The 16,721-nt window shown below is 70.8% G+C and carries 14 protein-coding genes; 8 read left to right on the plus strand and 6 right to left on the minus strand.

Annotation, left to right across the window (positions count from 1 at the left end; all coding sequences use genetic code 11):
• Positions 1-34 precede the first annotated feature (34 nt).
• Entirely contained in the window at positions 35-682 is a 648-nt protein-coding gene (locus OV208_RS11955) for a hypothetical protein (RefSeq protein WP_120543365.1), read from the plus strand.
• Between the two features lie 51 nt (positions 683-733).
• Here OV208_RS11955 and OV208_RS11960 read toward each other — a convergent pair whose 3' ends face one another.
• Complete coding sequence (locus OV208_RS11960) at positions 734-1,336, minus strand: hypothetical protein (protein WP_267573960.1); 603 nt, start codon at positions 1,334-1,336, stop codon at positions 734-736.
• 55 nt (positions 1,337-1,391) lie between these two features.
• Between OV208_RS11960 and OV208_RS11965 the strand changes: the two genes are divergently transcribed.
• From OV208_RS11965 to OV208_RS11985, 5 genes are read left to right on the plus strand one after another with little or no spacing between them, the layout of a single operon-like run.
• Entirely contained in the window at positions 1,392-2,363 is a 972-nt protein-coding gene (locus OV208_RS11965; RefSeq protein WP_267573961.1) for a type VI secretion system protein IglI family protein, read from the plus strand.
• A gap of 13 nt (positions 2,364-2,376) precedes the next feature.
• Positions 2,377-3,330 (plus strand): hypothetical protein, encoded by a 954-nt coding sequence (locus OV208_RS11970; protein ID WP_267573962.1) that lies wholly within the window; start codon positions 2,377-2,379, stop codon positions 3,328-3,330.
• A 13-nt stretch (positions 3,331-3,343) separates the two neighbouring features.
• The gene (locus tag OV208_RS11975) at positions 3,344-3,727 is read left to right on the plus strand and encodes a GPW/gp25 family protein (RefSeq protein WP_120543361.1); all 384 of its coding nucleotides are present in this window, start codon (positions 3,344-3,346) and stop codon (positions 3,725-3,727) included.
• A complete protein-coding gene (locus tag OV208_RS11980) occupies positions 3,724-5,364 on the plus strand; it encodes a hypothetical protein (RefSeq protein WP_267573963.1) in 1,641 nt (546 codons plus the stop codon). Before OV208_RS11975 ends, OV208_RS11980 begins: the two co-directional genes overlap by 4 nt.
• Positions 5,365-5,368: 4 nt before the next feature.
• Positions 5,369-7,045, plus strand: a complete 1,677-nt coding sequence (locus OV208_RS11985; RefSeq protein ID WP_267573964.1) for a type VI secretion system baseplate subunit TssF — start codon at positions 5,369-5,371, stop codon at positions 7,043-7,045.
• Positions 7,046-7,058: 13 nt separating this feature from the next.
• Here OV208_RS11985 and OV208_RS11990 read toward each other — a convergent pair whose 3' ends face one another.
• From OV208_RS11990 to OV208_RS12005, 4 genes are all read right to left on the minus strand, one after another.
• Complete coding sequence (locus tag OV208_RS11990; RefSeq protein WP_267573965.1) at positions 7,059-7,442, minus strand: DUF4280 domain-containing protein; 384 nt, start codon at positions 7,440-7,442, stop codon at positions 7,059-7,061.
• A complete protein-coding gene (locus OV208_RS11995; RefSeq protein WP_267573966.1) occupies positions 7,442-9,124 on the minus strand; it encodes an AMP-binding protein in 1,683 nt (560 codons plus the stop codon). Before OV208_RS11995 ends, OV208_RS11990 begins: the two co-directional genes overlap by 1 nt.
• Complete coding sequence (locus OV208_RS12000) at positions 9,121-10,161, minus strand: hypothetical protein (protein WP_267573967.1); 1,041 nt, start codon at positions 10,159-10,161, stop codon at positions 9,121-9,123. Before OV208_RS12000 ends, OV208_RS11995 begins: the two co-directional genes overlap by 4 nt.
• A 140-nt stretch (positions 10,162-10,301) precedes the next feature.
• The gene (locus tag OV208_RS12005; protein ID WP_267573968.1) at positions 10,302-12,638 is read right to left on the minus strand and encodes a PAS domain-containing sensor histidine kinase; all 2,337 of its coding nucleotides are present in this window, start codon (positions 12,636-12,638) and stop codon (positions 10,302-10,304) included.
• 218 nt (positions 12,639-12,856) lie between these two features.
• Here OV208_RS12005 and OV208_RS12010 point away from each other — a divergent pair, with 218 nt between their 5' ends.
• Positions 12,857-13,978, plus strand: coding sequence for a hypothetical protein (locus tag OV208_RS12010; protein ID WP_267573969.1), 1,122 nt, complete (start codon positions 12,857-12,859; stop codon positions 13,976-13,978).
• Between the two features lie 72 nt (positions 13,979-14,050).
• On the opposite strand, the gene OV208_RS12015 is transcribed toward OV208_RS12010, so the two are convergent.
• The gene (locus OV208_RS12015) at positions 14,051-14,446 is read right to left on the minus strand and encodes a DUF1622 domain-containing protein (RefSeq protein WP_267573970.1); all 396 of its coding nucleotides are present in this window, start codon (positions 14,444-14,446) and stop codon (positions 14,051-14,053) included.
• A gap of 349 nt (positions 14,447-14,795) precedes the next feature.
• Between OV208_RS12015 and OV208_RS12020 the strand changes: the two genes are divergently transcribed.
• Positions 14,796-16,712, plus strand: coding sequence for a hypothetical protein (locus tag OV208_RS12020; RefSeq protein WP_267573971.1), 1,917 nt, complete (start codon positions 14,796-14,798; stop codon positions 16,710-16,712).
• Positions 16,713-16,721: the final 9 nt, after the last annotated feature.

Here is a 16,721-nt window from a genome sequence, read left to right on the forward strand (position 1 = left end):
GAAAAACGCAACACAACAGAGGAGGACCGACATCATGGGTGATGGACCGCTTGGCATTTCGTGTGAATGGCAGCAGACCATCCAGCAGCGCCCCCAGAAGAACGTTCCGGTGGGCTACCTGTTGGACATCAAGGGCATGGGCAAGGACGACGGCTCCTTCCCCAAGAGCACCAGCCTCTTCTACACGCCGTTCGAAGGCGAGCCCGCCTACGGCGAAGTCAAACTGGAGGCCGTGGGCGCCAAGAAGGCCGTGCGCTGCGTGGGCCTCATCACCCACCTGCACTGGGAGGGTGGGAAGCTGGACCCCATCGACTTCGTGGCGCTCATCTCCCCGGAGAACAAGCCGGACTTCACTGGCATCACCAACACGGAGCTGAAGAAGCTCACGTTCTGGATCTGCGAGTGGGATAGCGCCGCGGGCAAGTGGTACGAGAAGTGTTACCCGCTGGGGGATGAGGGTGGCACCGCCAACGCGCTGGTGGGCCGGCTCAACCAGCAGGGCAGCGAGGTGAACTTCAAGGTCTCCGAACCGGAGGCCGTGAGTGCCAACACCGACATCAAGTTCTGCCAGCTCACGTTCCAGGTCATCCCGGACAAGCAGAACCTCTGCAACTTCCACTACGGCCACAACTCGGCGGCCAATGACGTGTACGGCTGGGGCTTCAAGGAAGGCACCAAGTAGTCATTGACGGTGCTCCGGGTGGGGGGAGGTCTGCTCCCCCCACCGCGCCCGTCATGCGGGGGTGCCCCATTTGGTGATGCGGCGCTCCTGGGCATTGGTGGCGAACTCCAGCGTGGTGCTCTTCTTCGGCGCGGGCACCACCTGGAATTCGAAGCAGAAGAAGCGCACGTCCAACTGCTCCGAGAGCGTGGTGGGCTGGTTGTCCAGGAACAGGCGGGGCGCGCCCTGCACGGTGTCGATGAGGGCCTCGGCGGTGTCCGGGCTCTTCAGGTGGGCGGCCTCGAACCAGGTGTCTCCGCTCTCGTCGAAGTCGATGACGGCCCAGGCCAGCTTCACGCGCAGGTTCTCCAGGGGTTGGGCGAAGTGGTTGAGCACGTTGGCCGCCGTGCCGCGTCCCACGTAGACGCGGAAGTCCATGGGCCCGGCGGGTCCGCCGTCCATGTACAGCCGTTCAATCAGACCGATGCACTGCACCGTGGGTCCAATCTTGCCCACGGTGGGAGATGACAACGTCAGGTCACGCTTGAGGTTCAATCCGCCGCAGCCGCTCCAGTCGAGCAGATAGCCCAGGGAGCCTCGGAAGCCGGGCCGGTATTGGAAGCCGGCGCGCCAGTCACAGTGGATTTCAAGAACGTCGGGCTTGCGGATGGGCATGGTGTGTCTGTCCTTGGCAATGAAAGACATGTATCATGAAGTGGAAAGGCAGACCATGCGAGACCTGAACCTGTGCCTCCGCCCGCTGGGGGATTCCCCAACGGAGCGTCTGGAGGCGCATGATCCGCGCTTCCTGGCGGTGGCGGACCTGGCGCAGCGGGAGGCGTACTCGGAGGCCGCGGACGCGGTGGAGGCCTTGGACCGCGAGGGCGCGCACGAGGTGCGGCTGTCGGGCTACTACCTCTTCGCGACGCTGCGCGAGGAGGGGCTGTCGCGGCTGCCGGACGTGCTGGACACGGTGGCGGCGCTGGCGAAGGGACTGGCGCCGCCGGAGGGCTCGCAGGAGAAGGCTGGCAAGCCCGCGGTGCTCTTCAACAAGGCGCTGACCTGGCTGTGCCAGACGCTCCTGAGCGCGCTGCGCTACCACCACGGCAAGAAGGACGCGACGTGGGAGGCGTGGACCAAGGGCTTCACGGACAGCAAGCGCCGCGACGTGCTGCGCGCGCTCCAGGACGTGCAGGGCCTGCTGGAAGGCAGCGCGTTCCGCACCGGCGTGCAGGGGCTCGCGGGCCTGGGCCAGTGGCTCCGGGAGACGCAGGAGCGCACGCCCCCGCCCGTGGCCGCGCCCGCGCCGCCCGCCGCTGCTGCTCCCGCGAAGGGACGGGGCGCGAAGGCCACGCCTCCGCCCGCGCCGCCTCCGCCGTTCCCGCGCACGGTGGGGCCGTTGCAGCTTCGCGGGTCGGCGCACCTGTTGGAGCTGTGCGACAAGCTCAAGGCGTTCGAGGTGCTCATCGAACGGCGCGACTTCCAGAAGGCGGCGCTGGTGGGCGACGACGTCCTCCAGACGCTGGAGGGGTTCGACCCCCGGCGCTATCTGCCGGAGCTGTTCTCCACCTTCGGCGGGCTGCTCAACAAGCACGTGGGCGACATCCAGGAGCACTGGGAGCGCAAGGAGTCGGTGGAGTGGCGCACGCTGTCGCAGTTCTACCAGGTGGACCTGGCCGCGTTCGTGGGCCCGGGCGAGTGAGGCCGCCTCCGCCATGAGCGCCCTGCCGGTTCGGTTGTCCGCGCTGTCCCCGCTGGAGCGGCGCATCAGCGCGCGCGCGAAGGCGTTCGACCTGGGGCCGCTCTTGCGCCTCCTGGAGACGGAGGGCTACGGGCGGGAGCGGGTGCTGTTCGAAGGCAACCCGGAGCCCGTCGCGTCCGCGTCGCTGGTGGAGGCGGTGACGTTCCATGTCGCGCCGGTGCGGCGCGTGGTGGTGACGCTCAACCTGGGCCTGCTGGGCACGCCGGGCCTGCTGCCCAGCTACTTCCTCCAGGTGGCCGAGCAGCTTCCGGAGCCGGAGCCGTTCCTCGACTTCATCCGCTTCTTCGACCACCGGCTCCTGGCGTCGCTGGTGGACGCGCTGCACCCGGAGCGGGACACGGGGCTCGTGGGCGACTGGGAGCGCACGAAGGGCTTCTACCAGCGCATGGTGGGCCTGAATGCCCCGGCCACGCTCCAGTGGCTGTTCCAGCAGTTGTTCCCGGAGCTGCGCGTGACGTGCACCCGGCGCGCCTTCCGCACGCGCTTCGCCGGCATGCGGACCACCTTCGGGCCCACGCCGCTGGACGGCACCGGCTTCCTGGGCAACGCGTACGCGGCGGACGTGGGCGGCTTCCAGGTGGAGCTGTTCGCGGACGAGGAGGCGGACATGCGCGGCCGCAACTGGCCCGCGCTCGTGCGCCACCGCTTCCACCGCCACGTCCTGCCGCTGCTGGAGCCGGAGCGCATGCAGTTGGAAGTGCTGCTGACGGTGCGCGTGCACACGCTGTCTGCGCGGCTGGGGCCTCCAGGCCTGCTGGGCTACGAGCGGCTGCCGGGGGCGGAAGGCCAGCCGCTCCAGCAGCTCATCTACCTGGGCGACACCTCCGTGCCGGTGGCCGCGGCCGCGCGTCCGTCCGGTGAGCGCAAGGCGCTGTCCATGGGGCCGCCCCGCGCGGCGCGGCGGTAGGGGAGGCACGGGCATGGGCTTTCTGCACCGGAAGTTCCTGGGGCTGACGGAGACGCCGCGCGAGGCGGTGATGCGCAACCTTTCGCACCTGCTCCAGGCCAAGCGGGGCGCCGCGTCGATGCTGCCGGGCTTCGGCCTCACGGAGACGGGCTTCCGTTCGGACGCGGAGCGGCTGGCGGGCTTGAGCGAGGAGATCCGCGAGACGCTGTCGCGCTACGAGCCTCGCGTGGAGGTGGTGGAGATCGACGAGGACCCGGCGTCGGGCGGCGGGGCGCCCGGGCTGGTGGTGCGACTGCTGCTGCGCGACACCCGGGAGCCCATGGATCTGCTGCTCGGGCCGGGCGCGCGCACGCTTCGCGAGCGGCCCAGGGACGTGGAGTCGGAGGAGGGGACATGAAGTTCAAGTTCGTGGAGCCGCTGAAGACGACGCTGGAGCTCAAGGCGGGGGACAAAGCCTTCACGATTCCGGCGGGCAGCCTGAAGCGCCTGTCGGTGAAGGCGTGGTCCCATGGCTTCGAGGCGTTGGTGGAGTGGTGGGTGCACTGCCGCGAAGGCACCGACGAGGACACGTTGTTCGCCCCCTTCACCGACACGAAGCCGCTGACGGCGACGCTCAGCGTGGAGCGCCGGTATGGGGCGAAGGCGGAGGGCCGCTCGGATCCGGAGGCGAAGCCGCTGAAGCTCGTGGGACGGGTGGAGGCGCGCGAGGTGCGGGAGCGCACCTTCGCGAACGTGAAGGACGCGCCGGTGATGCAGCGGCACTACCGCATCCGTCTGGTGGATCCGGCGGCGATGCTGTGGCGCCGCCACTTCCCCACGGGTGTGTGGGTGGACCAGTCGCTCAAGGAGGTCGTCGTCGCGAACACGCCCCAGGGCCTGGACGTGGCCTTCCAGTGGAAGGCGGCGGAGACGAAGCACCCCCTGCACACGCTGGGGCTGGGCGCGGACGACGACTCCGGGGCCAGCTTCCTGGACTTCGTTCACTGGGTGCAGGCGCGCTCGAACACGGGCCTGTTCCTGGACTACGCGACGGGCAAGTACACGCTCGCGGACGCGAAGCCGGAGGGCGGCGAGGCGCTGGAGCTGGCGCGCGACGACCTGCACCGCGTGGACCTGCGCTTCCCGGAGCCCCGGCGCGACGCGCTGTCGGTGCTCAACAGCTACGTGGACGCGGGCACGCCGCGCAAGCCGGTGGAGAACGCGGACTCCATCGCCGGCGTCCTCACCGAGCGGCTCATCACCTCCACGCTGGAGGACACGCTCACGGACCGGGTGACGCTGGAGACGGCGCGCCAGCAGCTGGAGGGCCCGGAGGTGCGCGTCATCTTCGCGCGCTACCCGCGCGTGGCGCTGGTGCTCAACGGGCTGTACTCGCTGGGGCCGGACGGCAGCAAGGGCCTGGCGACGCACGGCAAGCAGTACCGGCTGCATGCGCTGCGGCTGGAGGCGAGAGCGGTGGAGGACGACGCGGCGCACGACCCGGACGGCGTCTTCAACGTCTATGAGCTGTCGCTCCGGGGCACGCTGGAGGAGGCCGCGGACAAGACCTTCCGCCGCCCGGCCTTCCGCCCGCCGCGCTGGCCCTTCCTCGGCGAGGGACGGGTGGTGAGCGAGGAGGGGAAGGAAGAGGAGCGCACCTACCAGGTGCGCCAGGACTCGAAGACGTCGGTGGAGTCGTACCGGGTGCGCCTGCCCCTGTGGGACAAGGAGATCCGCGTGCCGTACGAACCGCACCAGCAGCCCGGGCACTTCTACTTCCCGGCGGACAAGGAGACGCGGTTGCTGGTGTCACTGGGATACCAGGACGCGCGCCTGGACCGCTTCCTGGAGTGGCGACCCGGGGCGCGGCTTCCCAAGGAGTCGCAGGGCAACCACCTGCTGATGGGCAAGACGGACCAGAGCGAGACCTCCATCCAGCACCTGTACCAGGACGCGAAGCCGCTCCTGCGCATCCAGCGCACGCAGGAGAAGGACACCCAGCTCATCGAGGTGGCCGAAGGCCGGATGTACCTGCGCGTCGAAGAGAAGGGGTGAGGCCATGAAGATGGACGAAGCGCTGTACGCGTCGTTCCTGGAGGAGCTCCAGGCGCTGGAGAAGTTCCGGCTGGGCTACACGGCCCTGCACCCGGCGGCGCCCCTGGACGGCGAGGACGCGGACGTGCGGCGCCTCACGGAGGCCATGGCGCTGTTCACCGCGCGCACCCGCCGCGCGGGCCAGCGGACCCTGGAGCGCAGCACGCTGCGGCTGTTCCAGCAGCACTTCGCCTACCTGCTCAACCCGGTGCCCGCGATGGCCATGGTGCGCGCGGAGCCGGACGCGCGCTTCGTGGACGCCGCGGACCTGCCCCGGGGCACGCCCTTCCTGCTCAACCCCGGGGAGACGGGCGGGCCCACCGGGCCCCTCACCCTGCGCACGCTCGCGCCGCTGCGGCTGTTGCCGGTGCGGCTCACCCAGGCGCGGCTGGAGCGCCAGGGGGATGAAGGCGCGCGCCTGCGGCTCGTCTTCGAGGGCGGCTTTCCTCGCAACGACGCCCCCGGCGTGGTGCGGCTGCACATCAACCACCTCAACGACTTCCGGGCCGCGCTGGCGGTGTTCTTCCAGTTGAAGTCGTCCTTCCGCTCCGCGACGGTGAGCTTCGACGACGGAGACGTGGAGCACGAGGTGAAGCCCTTCGACGCGCACGAAGGGCCGGTGCGCTTTGGCGCGCCGCCCCCGGTGCCCGTGGAGGGGGAGGTGTCCGAACATCCGCTCCAGCGGCTGCGGCAGCTCTTGCACTTCCCGCAGCAGGAGCTGTTCCTGGAGACGCGCATCCCGCCCGCGCCGCGCAACTGGCAGGGCTTCACGCTGACCCTGCGGCTTTCGGGGCGCTGGCCCTCGGAGCTGGTGCTCACCCGGGACTCGTTCGTGGCGCACGCGGTGCCGGTGGTGAACCTGCAGCGCGCCATGGCGACGCCCATCGAACATGACGGCACGAAGGAGCGCCACGCGGTGCAGCACCCGGAGCAGGCGGCGGGCTACCGGCTCAACGCGGTGGTGGGCGTGTACCAACTGGGCGCGAAGGGCATGGTGCCCCTCAGGCCCGGCGCCATCGCGGGCGGCCCGGAGACGTACGAGATGGAGCACGAGGGCCACGGCCTGTCGCGCACGGCGTGGCTGAACGCGGAGCTGCCGGACGCCTTCCTGCGGCCGGTGCGGCTGGGCGTGGAGGGCCTGTGGCACCAGCCCCTGCCGCCGCGCTTCGATGCCCGGGGCTACCGGCCGGTGCTGGCGGATCGCTTCCTGGAAGGCGTGCCGTGGAGCCTGGTGGGCACGGTGGCGCCTGGGGGCGACAACCCGGTGGAGCATGGGCAGCAGGCGCTGTTGCAACTGCTGGCGCTGCGCACGCAGCGCTTCCTGGGGCGCGAGGACCTGGTGTTCCTCCTGGAGGTGCTGGGCGTGCGCGCGCAGCGCTACTTCCGCGACCTGCTGCCGTCTCTGACGGAGTTGACCGTGAAGCCCAAGCCCTTCGCCCGGAGCGCGGCGGGCTTCAAGTACGTGTACCAACTGGGCTTCGGGCCCATGGACGCGTCGCTGCTGCCGCTGGTGGACCTGCTCTGCGGACGGCTGGTGGAGCTGCTCGCGTGCTGGAGCGCGGAGGACGTGGTGGAACTGGAGGTGCGGCTGCCCCAGCGCGAAGCGCCGCTGCGTTACGTGCCCCGGCCCGGAGGCGGGTGATGCGCGCGGCGCCTCACTTCAACTGCGCCTTCATCTGGGCGGGCACGTTGATCTTGATGACGCCGCCATAGGCGCAGGTGCACGAGGAGTCGCTGGTGAGCGCGGGCTTGCCCTTGATGCACACCTTCGAGGCGGCGGGCACCCAGGGCGTGGTGACGGGCATGCACGGCATGGGCGTGAGGACGCCCAGCGCGGCGGCGGTGGCGGCGGCCACGGTGGGGTTGGCCGGCGACTGACACATGCCGAAGGGCGGGATGTTCATCGCCGGCACGAAGTCCATCATCGTGGCCGAAGGCGCGCTGGACATCACCATGTTGGCGGGCAGCACCGACAGCGCGGATGGCGCCGCGCCAAAGGTGCATTGGAGGGCGGCACCGGACACGACCTGGCTTCCCATCAGCGTGGCTCCAACCGGGCGCGCAGGGTGGTGAGCGCCTGGAACAAGGGGTCCTGCGACTTCATTCGCAGTGAGCCCGTGAGGTACTGCGTCCTGCACCAGTCCTCGTCCACCGGCCCGTCCACGACGCTGTCCACCCGCCGGGCGTGCAGCGCGAAGCGTTCGATGCGGTCGGGCAGGGCGTCCGCGCCCAGGCCCTGCTCCAGGCGGCGGCGGATGTCCGCGTCGGTGACGGTGACGTCCGGGGGCAGGTCCCCGGTGAACACCAGCAGCACGCCTCGGTACGCGTTCGCCATGCCGCTCACCGGCACGGCCAGTCCCACCGCGTCCAGCCGGGGGCCCGGCCCTTCGCGCAGCACCTGGGACATCTCCCCGAAGGGGAATACCCGGCCCTCGCGGCGGGGTTCGCGCGCTCCGGCGTAGTGGTACTGGCCTCGCACGCGGGCGAGCACGACGTGCGCGGGGGGCCGGCCCTCGTCGGGCAGCGGGGTGAAGAGGCCCGCGTCTCCCACGGCGTCCTGGCCGCTGTTGGTGAAGTCCCGCAGGGCCCAGGTCCGCCCGGGCGTGGGCAGCGCGTCCGTGTGCACCTCCCCCACGCGTCGGGGGGAGCACAGCACCGCGCCGCCCCACGTCGCGTCCACGGACACGTTGCCGCCGGGCACGCTGGACAGCCCGCAGGCCTTGAGACCGTCGCGCCACGCCTGGAAGTCGAAAGGGGCCTGCGGATCCCTGAACCACAGGCCCACGTTCTTGATCGTCACGCGCGAGCGGGCCAGCAGGTCGCGCAGGCCCGGGGTGACGCCCAGCGCGCGCACCGGGTGTTCGGTGAGCAGGGCGGGCGTGGCCTCCAGGTCCTGGGGATCCACGTGCAGGTACGTCGCGCCGCGCAGGAGCGTGGTGAAGTACAGCGCGGGCAGGTGCTGGAGGGGAGCGAAGCCCGGTGCCGCCAGGTGGTCGCCGGGGGACAGGCCGAAGGTGATGAGCCCGTCCACCAGGGCGCCTCGCCACGCGTCCCCGGCGGTGAGCGGCACGGGCACGTCGGAGGGGGACGCCAGCGGGGAGAACAACAGGCCCACTGCTTCCGTGGGCTTGTACGTGTACGACGCGAGCGCGGGCGGCACCTGGGTCTTGAGCGGCAGGAGCGTGCCGGCGAAGGGGCCCAGCAGGGGCGCCTGGTGCGGCTCCGCGGCGATGTGCTGGGGCGCAAGCGCCGCGAGCCTGCGGGCCACGAACGTGCGGGCCCCGGGCGGCAGCAGGCTCACGCACGCGCCCAGGCCCAGCGCGGCGCACAGCGCCATCATTAGATCCGGGCCTGGGGGCAGCAGCAGGCACAGCTTCGCGCCGGGCTTCACGCCCAGCCCCGCCCAGGCGGTGGCCAGGCGCGTGGCCTGATCATGCAGATGGCGGTAGCTCAGCGTGCGCCAGCCCTGGGTGCGCGAGTAGCTGCGCAGCGCGACGCGGTCCGTGGTGGCGTGGCGGACCACCAGGTCGTGGAAGAAGTCGTGGTGCTGGCCCGCGCGGCTCTTGAACGGAGGACTCCGGCCGGTGTGCACGGGGGTGAGCGCGGCGACGAAGCCGTCCGGATCCTCCCAGCTCCGTTCGAGCCACGCGGGCGGGGTGCCCACCAGGGGCGGTGTGCTGCCGTCGAACGCGGCGAGGATGACGCGCGGCTCGAAGGTCATGGCTGGGAAGAGGAATCAGGCTCGGGGGGAAGCAGCTCGCGCGTGGGCACCGGCTCCACGTGCTGCGCGGGGCGGCGCTCCGGCCGCGTCTGGAGCTCCTCCAGCCGCAGTTGGGGCACGGGCTCCGGGAGCGTCTCCATGCGCGGAGGCGGTTCGCTGCGGAACGACACGCCCAGCAGCACCCGGGCGATGGGCGTGCCGGGGGTGTTGCCCAGCCCGGGCCCCGCGAGCGCGTGCAGCTCCAGGCCCTCGGAGAGCGGGATGCGTCCGCCGCCGAGCACCTCCACGGAGGGCTGGGCCATGTCCGCCGCGAAGGCCGCCTTCACGGCCAGCTCTCCGCGCAGCCCCTGTCCGGAGGTGGTCACCCCGGCGCCCAGGCGGACCTCCAGGGCCTGTCCGGTGGCGCCCGGCGCGGAGAGGGGGTTTCGCGAGCGCAGGAGCACGCCGGCCTCCAGCGAGGGCTTGAGGCTTCCCACCTGCGTGCCCACGTGCGCCAGGGCCCGCACGCGCAGGCCGGAGTCCCGGCCCAGCACCGCCGCGCTGCCCAGCGGCAGCCCCAGGCCCAGGTCCACGGCCAGGTCCACGGGCTGGTCGTCGCGCCGGGACAGCACGCCCAGCCGGGCCTGCACCTCCGGCGTGCCCAGCCCCTGCGACGCGAGCGGCGTCAGGCCCACCGTGCTGGGGTCCTCGCCCTGCTGCCACAGCACGATGGGCACCTGGGCGCCCACCTCCAGCCACGGCAGCACGCCGTAGCTGCCCGACAGCACGGCGGAGGCCCGGTTGCGCACGAGCTCCAGCTGGCGCTCGCCATTGAGCAGCACCAGGGGCAATTGCTGATACTGCCCCACGAGTCCCACGCTCAACCCGCCGGTCACCAGCAGCTCTCCATTGCGCAACACCGACAGGCCGCGGCCGACGTTGACCTCCAGGTGCTCCAGGTCGAAGCCGGGCAGGGTGGACTGGGCCCGGGCGGGCAGGCCCCCCAGGAGGAGCGCGACGAGGGCACCGTGTTTCAGCGGGAACTTTGGCATGGGCATGAGGGCGCTCCGGCCGCTTCCGGCGGGACGCGCACCGCGAGCCTCATGATACCCAGACAGCGACGCGAAACATAGTCAGGAGCCGTCAGGAATGAGCAGGAAATGGGTCGCGTAGGCCCGGATGCAAGGGGTTGGAAGACTCAGGGGGTCCTGGTGTTCCGGGCGCCCAGGGGCAGCTCCACGATGAAGGATGCGCCCTGGCCGGGCTGGCTCTCCGCCCGCAGCGTGCCCTGATGCGCTTCGACAATCTGTCGCGTGATGAAGAGGCCCAATCCCAGACCTCCATAGTGGCGTGTCGAAACGGCGCGGGTGAATTTATCGAAGATGGCCTGGAGGCTTTCCGGTGCGATGCCAATGCCTTCGTCCTTCACGCGAAGTCGTGCCATTCCCCGGGCCTGCTCCACCGAGACCGTCACCGGAAGCCCCGCGCCGTATTTCAGTGCATTGGAGATCAGGCTGGTCGTCACCTGCTCCAGCCGGTGGCGGTCCCACTGGCCCACCAGGCCGGGCCGCGCGTGGAGGCGCAGTTCACAGCCTGCCTTCGCCGCCTGGGCCTGGAAGCCCTCCACCACCTCCTGGACCACGGAGGCCAGGTCCACCGGCTCCAGGCGCAGCGGCGCGGACGGGCCCGTCAACTGCGTCACTTCCAGCAAGTCATTGATGAGCGTGGTCATCTTGCGGATCTGCCCTGAGACGCTCTCCGAGGTGCGCACCACGCGCTCGCGCAGGGACTCCAGGGAGTCGGCCGTCTGGGCGTCGCGCACCAGGGACTGGAGCTTGAGCTGCAAGGGCGTCAGCGGCGTCTTCAATTCATGGGACGCCACCGTCAGGAATTCGTCCCGCAGGCTCACGGCGTGCTGCAGTTGGGCCTGCGTCTTTCTCAGCTCGCTCACGTCCTGGAGGGCCAGCAGCACCGCCGCCGGACGGCCATGCTGGGCGGGCAGGGGCGCGGCCTCCACGAGCAGCGAGTAGCGCCCGGTGGGCGTGTGCCAGACGACGGGCGATGCGTGCACCGGCTCTCCGCGGGCGGCCAGGACACCCGGCACCATGTCGCTGCGCAGCCTCCGGCCCGCCTCGTCCGTGAAGAGGTGCGTGTCCGCGTAGCGTTCAAGCTGAAGGCCTTCGGGAACGTCGCTGCCGGCCATCTGCCGGGCCGCCTGGTTCGAGAACAGGGCCCGGCCGGTGCGCGGCTCCATGAGGATCAACGCCACGGGCGTCCGGTCCAGCACCGCCTCCAGCCACTGCTGCTGGTTCCGGAGCGACGCGGCCCACTCCTCCAACTTCTCCCGTGCCTCCACCTTGTCCGTCACGTCGATGGCGAACGAGAGCACGGAGTCCACCCGTCCGTTCACGCCGCGCAGCGGTTGGTAGACGATGTCGAAGCGGCGCGTCGCGCCCTTCCGGGCTCCGTTGACGTCGGTGGCGATGGGCACCTCCTTCTGGGTCTGCTCCTCTCCGGTGGTGAAGGCCCGCTCCAATATCTTCGAGTACTCATCCCCGGGGGGGGCCAGCTCCCGCAGGGACTTGCCGGTCAGGTCCACTCCCCCCGACAGGCGCCGGTAGAAGGGATTCACCAGGGTGAAGCGCTGCTCCGGCCCCGACAGGATGGCGATGGACGCGGGCGCGCTCATCAACACGGCATGCAGCCGCGCCCGCTCGTTCTCCATCAGTGCCTCCGCCTGCCTGCGGTCGGTGACGTCCTCCGCCGTGGACACCCACTCACGGATGCCCCCCTTCTTGTTGAAGACGGGCACGGCGCGGCCCACCACGTCCCGGTAGCCGCCCGCATGGAACTTCAGGCGGAACTCTCCCCGGTAGGACGCACGCGTGCGCAGGGAGTCCACCCACCCCCGCACCACGCGCTTGCGGTCCTCCGGGTGGATGGCGGCAAGCCAGCCCAGGCCCAGGTGCTCCTTGTGTGTCTGGCCGGTGAAGGCCAGCCAGCGCGGCGCGGGCTCGACCACCTCGCCCCTCTTGTTGGTTGTCCACACCGGCTGCGCCATGGCCTCCACCAGCGAGCGGTAGCGCTCCTCACTGGCCTGGAGCGCGTCGTGGGCCCGGCGTTGTTCGGTGACCTCCACGACGATGATGCCAATGCCCAGGAGCACGCCCGAGGGCGTCCGCATGGGGTAGTAGCTGGTGAGGAAATGGCGCTCCACCCCGGCGGCCTTGGGCGTCGTGCCGCTGAGTTCGAACGTCCGCGCGTCCCCGCCGTCCATGATGTGTTGGTATTGGGGCCGCAGGATGGCCCACAGGTCGGGGAGGAGCTCCTGTACCTTGCGGCCCAGGTGGGCGGCGCGCGGAATCCCGTTCATCTCCGCCAGGGCTTCGTTGACCTGGACGAACCGCTGTTCCAGGTCCACCACGGCCAGACCCACGGGCGTGCAGGCCACGAGGGTTTCGAGGAGCAGGCGGGACTGCGCCTCGGTCATGCCCACGTTGGCCGCACCGTCGAAGCTTGCGCTGGGACTTTCCACGCGCGCCTCCTGGGCCCACGGCCCCTTTTTGGCTAGCGGGGAAGCGGGGCCCCGTGACGCCGCTTCCCACCGCTGAAGTGGCCTGAACTGGAGGGTGTGCATCCCCGGGCACTCCTGGCATCCACCGACTGCCCAGGAGCGCAGCCGCTGATTGGCCGGTCCCCGCGCTCCGTGTCTGCCTTCCTGCCCTTCGCGGGGGGCACTACAGTCCAGACATCATGACCGACCTTCGCAAGCTTCTGCCCGTGGGCCTGCTTCTGTGCTCCGCCTGCGCCACGCCTGTCCGGTCCACCGGCGCGGCCAGTCCCCCGTCCACGCCCGCTCCGGTCGAAGCCGCCAGCCGTCCTGAGCCCGCCGCGCCCTCTCCCCTGTACCTCTTCGAAGGTGTGGAGGTGTTTGGCATCCGCAAGCTCCCCCGGGAGGAGCTGCTGAGGCTCATTGGCATGCCCACGCCCGGTTCGCGCTTCAACCTGGAGGCGGGGGAATTCACGCCGTACCTGTTGGAGAGCAAGCCGCGCCTGCTGGCGGCGCATCCGCTGCCGTTCTGCCGCTATTCCATGGTCACCTATCCGCCGACGCACACCTTCCGCGTCACCGTGGACCTCATTGAACCGGGCGACGAATGGCGGATGCGCTTCGCCCCGGCGCCCACGGGCACGGTCGAGGACCCGGAGGGGCTCATCGCCGCATGGGACGCCTACCAGCAGGCCTACTGGAAGCTCCGGCGCGAGGGCGCCGTCAGTGAGACGGCCCAGGGAGGTTGCCAGGCCCTGACGTGCTACGGCGGCTTCAACCATCCCCAGCTCGCGCCGCTCGAGGCGAAGTTCATCGACGGGGTTCCCCGGAACACCGCGGCGCTGGTGCGCGTGCTGCGCGAGGACCGGGACGATTCGAAGCGGATGACCGCCGCCATCCTCCTGTCCTATGTGCGCTCGCGCGAGGAGCTGGTGCGCCACGTCAGCCCCTCCGTGCATGACCCCTTCGAGGGCGTCCGCAACGAAGCCCTGCGACTGCTGGGCACCGTGCAGCAGGGACAGGCGAAGGCCCTCATTCCGCTGGAGCCCGTGCTGGAGGCGCTGTGGTTCCCGCTGTCCAGCGACCGCAACAAGGCGGCCTGGGCGCTGGTGCACATCGTGGAGACGGAAGGCGCCGCGCGGCGGCAGCGCATCCTCAACCAGGCCGGGGAGGTCCTGGTGGAGATGGCGGGCATGCAGCAGGCCATCGACCGGGAACCCGCGCGCAAGGTGCTGACCGTCCTCGCGGGCCGCGACCTGGGCGAGGACGTCGGGGCGTGGCGTGAATGGGTGGAGCTGACGCGCACCGCGCCCGCCACCCGCTGAGCAAGGCCCCCTGTCTGGGTTCAGTCCGTCAGCGCGGAGGCGACCCGGGGCCCCTTTTGTGTCTGCTCATGATCATGGGGGTCTTGAGTCGTCTGTTGTTGTGTCCACGCCGGGACGGTCTTCTGCGTGTCGCCCCTGCTGCCAGGGCCAGCGTCCTTCAATCTCCACTTCCAGTGTGAAGCTGAGGAAGGTCCGGATGAGGACGATGAGGCCCAGGATGAGGACCTGTCGCAACGTGGGCGCTTCGGCGACGGTGCGGATGATGTCCGCCGCCACGAGCAGCTCCAGGCCCAGCAGGATGGCGCTGCCCAGGTAATGGCGCAGCACGCGGAAGCCATCCTTGCGCCGCGTTCCCCGGTAGCGCACGGCGACGAGCCCCACGGCGGCCACCGCCCCCACCACCATCACCCCCACGCCCGCGCCTTCGAACAGACGCGCGGCCAGGTCCACGAAGTTGGTGAATTGCATCACGCCCCCAGGCAGGAGGATGGCGCGTGTCCCCGGGGAGGGTGAGGGGAGCAGCCAGGGGTGAGGTGGCGCATGCCCGCCCGTGAGGCTTTGGACATCAATGCCTTCCAGTGCTGGATGAGCGTCAGGTTTGACACATCGATGGGCAACGACTGACGCGCTTGCAGTATTGACGATGATGAGCTTTCTGCTTCATTGTCGCCGCGCGAAGCTTCAAGACATTCTGGTTCTGCGGGTCCGGGGGTGCCGTGACGCAGCAGCTTGAATCCAGAGGGCCATTTCCTTCATGGGCCGCCGGTGAGGCCGCGTGATTCGTGAGATCCTCAGTGGCTTGCTTTGGCAGGGCCGGATGGCCTTGCGAAGCGGTGACGCGCGCGTCTTCGCCGCGCATGGCTATGTGGATGAAGGCTACCGACCCTCGCGCGTGCCATTCTTCTCCGTCGTCGGCCCGCTGGGACTCCATCCCGAACCCGAGCGCGAGAACGGCCGCACCGCCACCTCCACCGTCCGCATCCCGGGGCACCTCATCGGCAGACCCCGGGGCCCCGCGGACAGCGTGCCAGCGGGGGGGGCCCTCAAGCTGCGGCTGGATGGTCTGGCCACCGTCACGCTCACGGGCCTGCCGGGCGGTTCGTTTGGCGCCGCCACCACCGGCCCCGCGCTCGTCGCGGCGCTCACCACGAAGCTCTCGGACGCGCTCGCGGGCGGACAGTTCCAGGACCTGTCCGGGGCGCCGCTCACGGATCCGCTGTTGCTCGCCGCGCTCGCCGCCGTCACCTGCCGGTGGGACGCGGAGGGCGGGCGGATCGCGATCAGCGCGGACCCCGGCATCCCGTCGCTCGACTTCCGCTCCAGCGTGGAGCTGCTGCCCGTGGCCGCCAGCATCGCGGGTGTATTGGGATTGGAGCCTCCGGAGCGGGCCCAGGAAGGGCGCGCGTACCTGAGCCGGCTGCGAGCGCCCCGGGCGATGACGGTCGATGTGCAGGTGGACCTGTGGGCGGCGTCGCAGGTGGACCTGGCGTCCATCATGGACACCGTGGCGCTCTCCATTCCCACGCGCGGACAGATGATCCTCCGCCCGTCGCTGCTGGGCGCGGACGTGCCGGAGGGCGCTACGAAGCTCCGCCTGTTGCCTCGCGGTGAGCCCACCCTGCCCACGTCCCTGGCGCACCTGGAGGCCAGCGACCAGGGCCTGGAGCGCGCTCGCGGAGGCCGCGTGGACCTGACGCCGGGGGCTTCCTGGATACCGTCCTCCGGCGGCCTGCTCCTGTCCGGCACCGGCACCGCCACCCTGCGCGTCAACCCCACGCCGGTGGTGCCCGACCCCTTCCACTCCGACACCCCCGCGCCGGACGGACTCTCGCTCTCGTTGGGCCTCCAGGTGGCCCCGGGCGCGGCGGATGCCCAGACGCTGCCGGTGTTCGTGCTGCTCTCACAGGCGCAGCCGGTGCTGCGGCTGGTGCTGCGCTACTTCCAGGTGGGCACGCGGCTGTGGGGCGAAGTCGTGGCCACCGCGACGCTGTCGCGCGACGGCGGCACGCAGGCCGCGGAGACGCGCTGGCGCCTCGCCTCGGAGCGGCTGGAGGCCGGGGTGGTGCTGCACGCGCGGCTGGAGGCGGGGGAGGGCGTGGTGTGGCTGTCGGTGGATGGCGCGCCGCAGCCCCTGCTGGATCCAGAGGCCACGCCCGCGCCTCCTGTCGCGGCGCCGGGGGTCCCCGTGGCCGCGAGCGACATGGTGCTGACGCTGGGCTCGGACACGGGGACGCCGCTGGCGTTCACGGTGGAGCACCTGCACCTCATGGCGGAGCCCGTGGGGCCGTTGGATCCCTCGCTGCGCCGCTCCGTCACCGCCCCCTCGCGGCTGCGGCCCGGGGACGTGGTGGTGCTGGGGGACTGCGAGGACGGCTACCGCATTGGCAAGCGGCGCTTCCAGGCGCTGGCAATGGCGGTGGACGGCGACGAGGTGACGCTCAGCCGTCCCGTGGAGGGCGGTTGGACGCGGGGCCGCACGCTGGTGTTCCAGGAGGAGTGCTTCTTCTTCCAGACCCAGTTGCGCCGCAGGGACGACCTGCTGAACCACCTGTACCGCTGCAGCGTGGACTACCGGGTGTCCGCGCTGATGGAGGAGCTGAACGCGCGCACCAGCGCCCGGCTCGTGGAGACGCCACAGGTGGAGCTGGTCCCTCGGGGCGCTTCACGCGCCGCTGGCGGCCACCCGGGAACGTCGGTCACCGAAGTCGACACCGCCAAGCGCGGGGCCATCTGAAACCAGGAG

The organism is Corallococcus sp. bb12-1, assembly GCF_026626765.1.
Classification (GTDB): domain Bacteria; phylum Myxococcota; class Myxococcia; order Myxococcales; family Myxococcaceae; genus Corallococcus; species Corallococcus terminator.

What these genes read in the sequence shown, in the direction of transcription:
- OV208_RS11955 (WP_120543365.1), top strand. Translation starts at nt 35, where the DNA reads ATGGGTGATGGACCGCTTGGCATTTCGTGTGAATGGCAGCAGACCATC.
- OV208_RS11960 (WP_267573960.1), bottom strand. Translation starts at nt 1,336, where the DNA reads ATGCCCATCCGCAAGCCCGACGTTCTTGAAATCCACTGTGACTGGCGC.
- OV208_RS11965 (WP_267573961.1), top strand. Translation starts at nt 1,392, where the DNA reads ATGCGAGACCTGAACCTGTGCCTCCGCCCGCTGGGGGATTCCCCAACG.
- OV208_RS11970 (WP_267573962.1), top strand. Translation starts at nt 2,377, where the DNA reads ATGAGCGCCCTGCCGGTTCGGTTGTCCGCGCTGTCCCCGCTGGAGCGG.
- OV208_RS11975 (WP_120543361.1), top strand. Translation starts at nt 3,344, where the DNA reads ATGGGCTTTCTGCACCGGAAGTTCCTGGGGCTGACGGAGACGCCGCGC.
- OV208_RS11980 (WP_267573963.1), top strand. Translation starts at nt 3,724, where the DNA reads ATGAAGTTCAAGTTCGTGGAGCCGCTGAAGACGACGCTGGAGCTCAAG.
- OV208_RS11985 (WP_267573964.1), top strand. Translation starts at nt 5,369, where the DNA reads ATGAAGATGGACGAAGCGCTGTACGCGTCGTTCCTGGAGGAGCTCCAG.
- OV208_RS11990 (WP_267573965.1), bottom strand. Translation starts at nt 7,442, where the DNA reads ATGGGAAGCCAGGTCGTGTCCGGTGCCGCCCTCCAATGCACCTTTGGC.
- OV208_RS11995 (WP_267573966.1), bottom strand. Translation starts at nt 9,124, where the DNA reads ATGACCTTCGAGCCGCGCGTCATCCTCGCCGCGTTCGACGGCAGCACA.
- OV208_RS12000 (WP_267573967.1), bottom strand. Translation starts at nt 10,161, where the DNA reads ATGCCCATGCCAAAGTTCCCGCTGAAACACGGTGCCCTCGTCGCGCTC.
- OV208_RS12010 (WP_267573969.1), top strand. Translation starts at nt 12,857, where the DNA reads ATGACCGACCTTCGCAAGCTTCTGCCCGTGGGCCTGCTTCTGTGCTCC.
- OV208_RS12015 (WP_267573970.1), bottom strand. Translation starts at nt 14,446, where the DNA reads ATGCAATTCACCAACTTCGTGGACCTGGCCGCGCGTCTGTTCGAAGGC.
- OV208_RS12020 (WP_267573971.1), top strand. Translation starts at nt 14,796, where the DNA reads ATGGCCTTGCGAAGCGGTGACGCGCGCGTCTTCGCCGCGCATGGCTAT.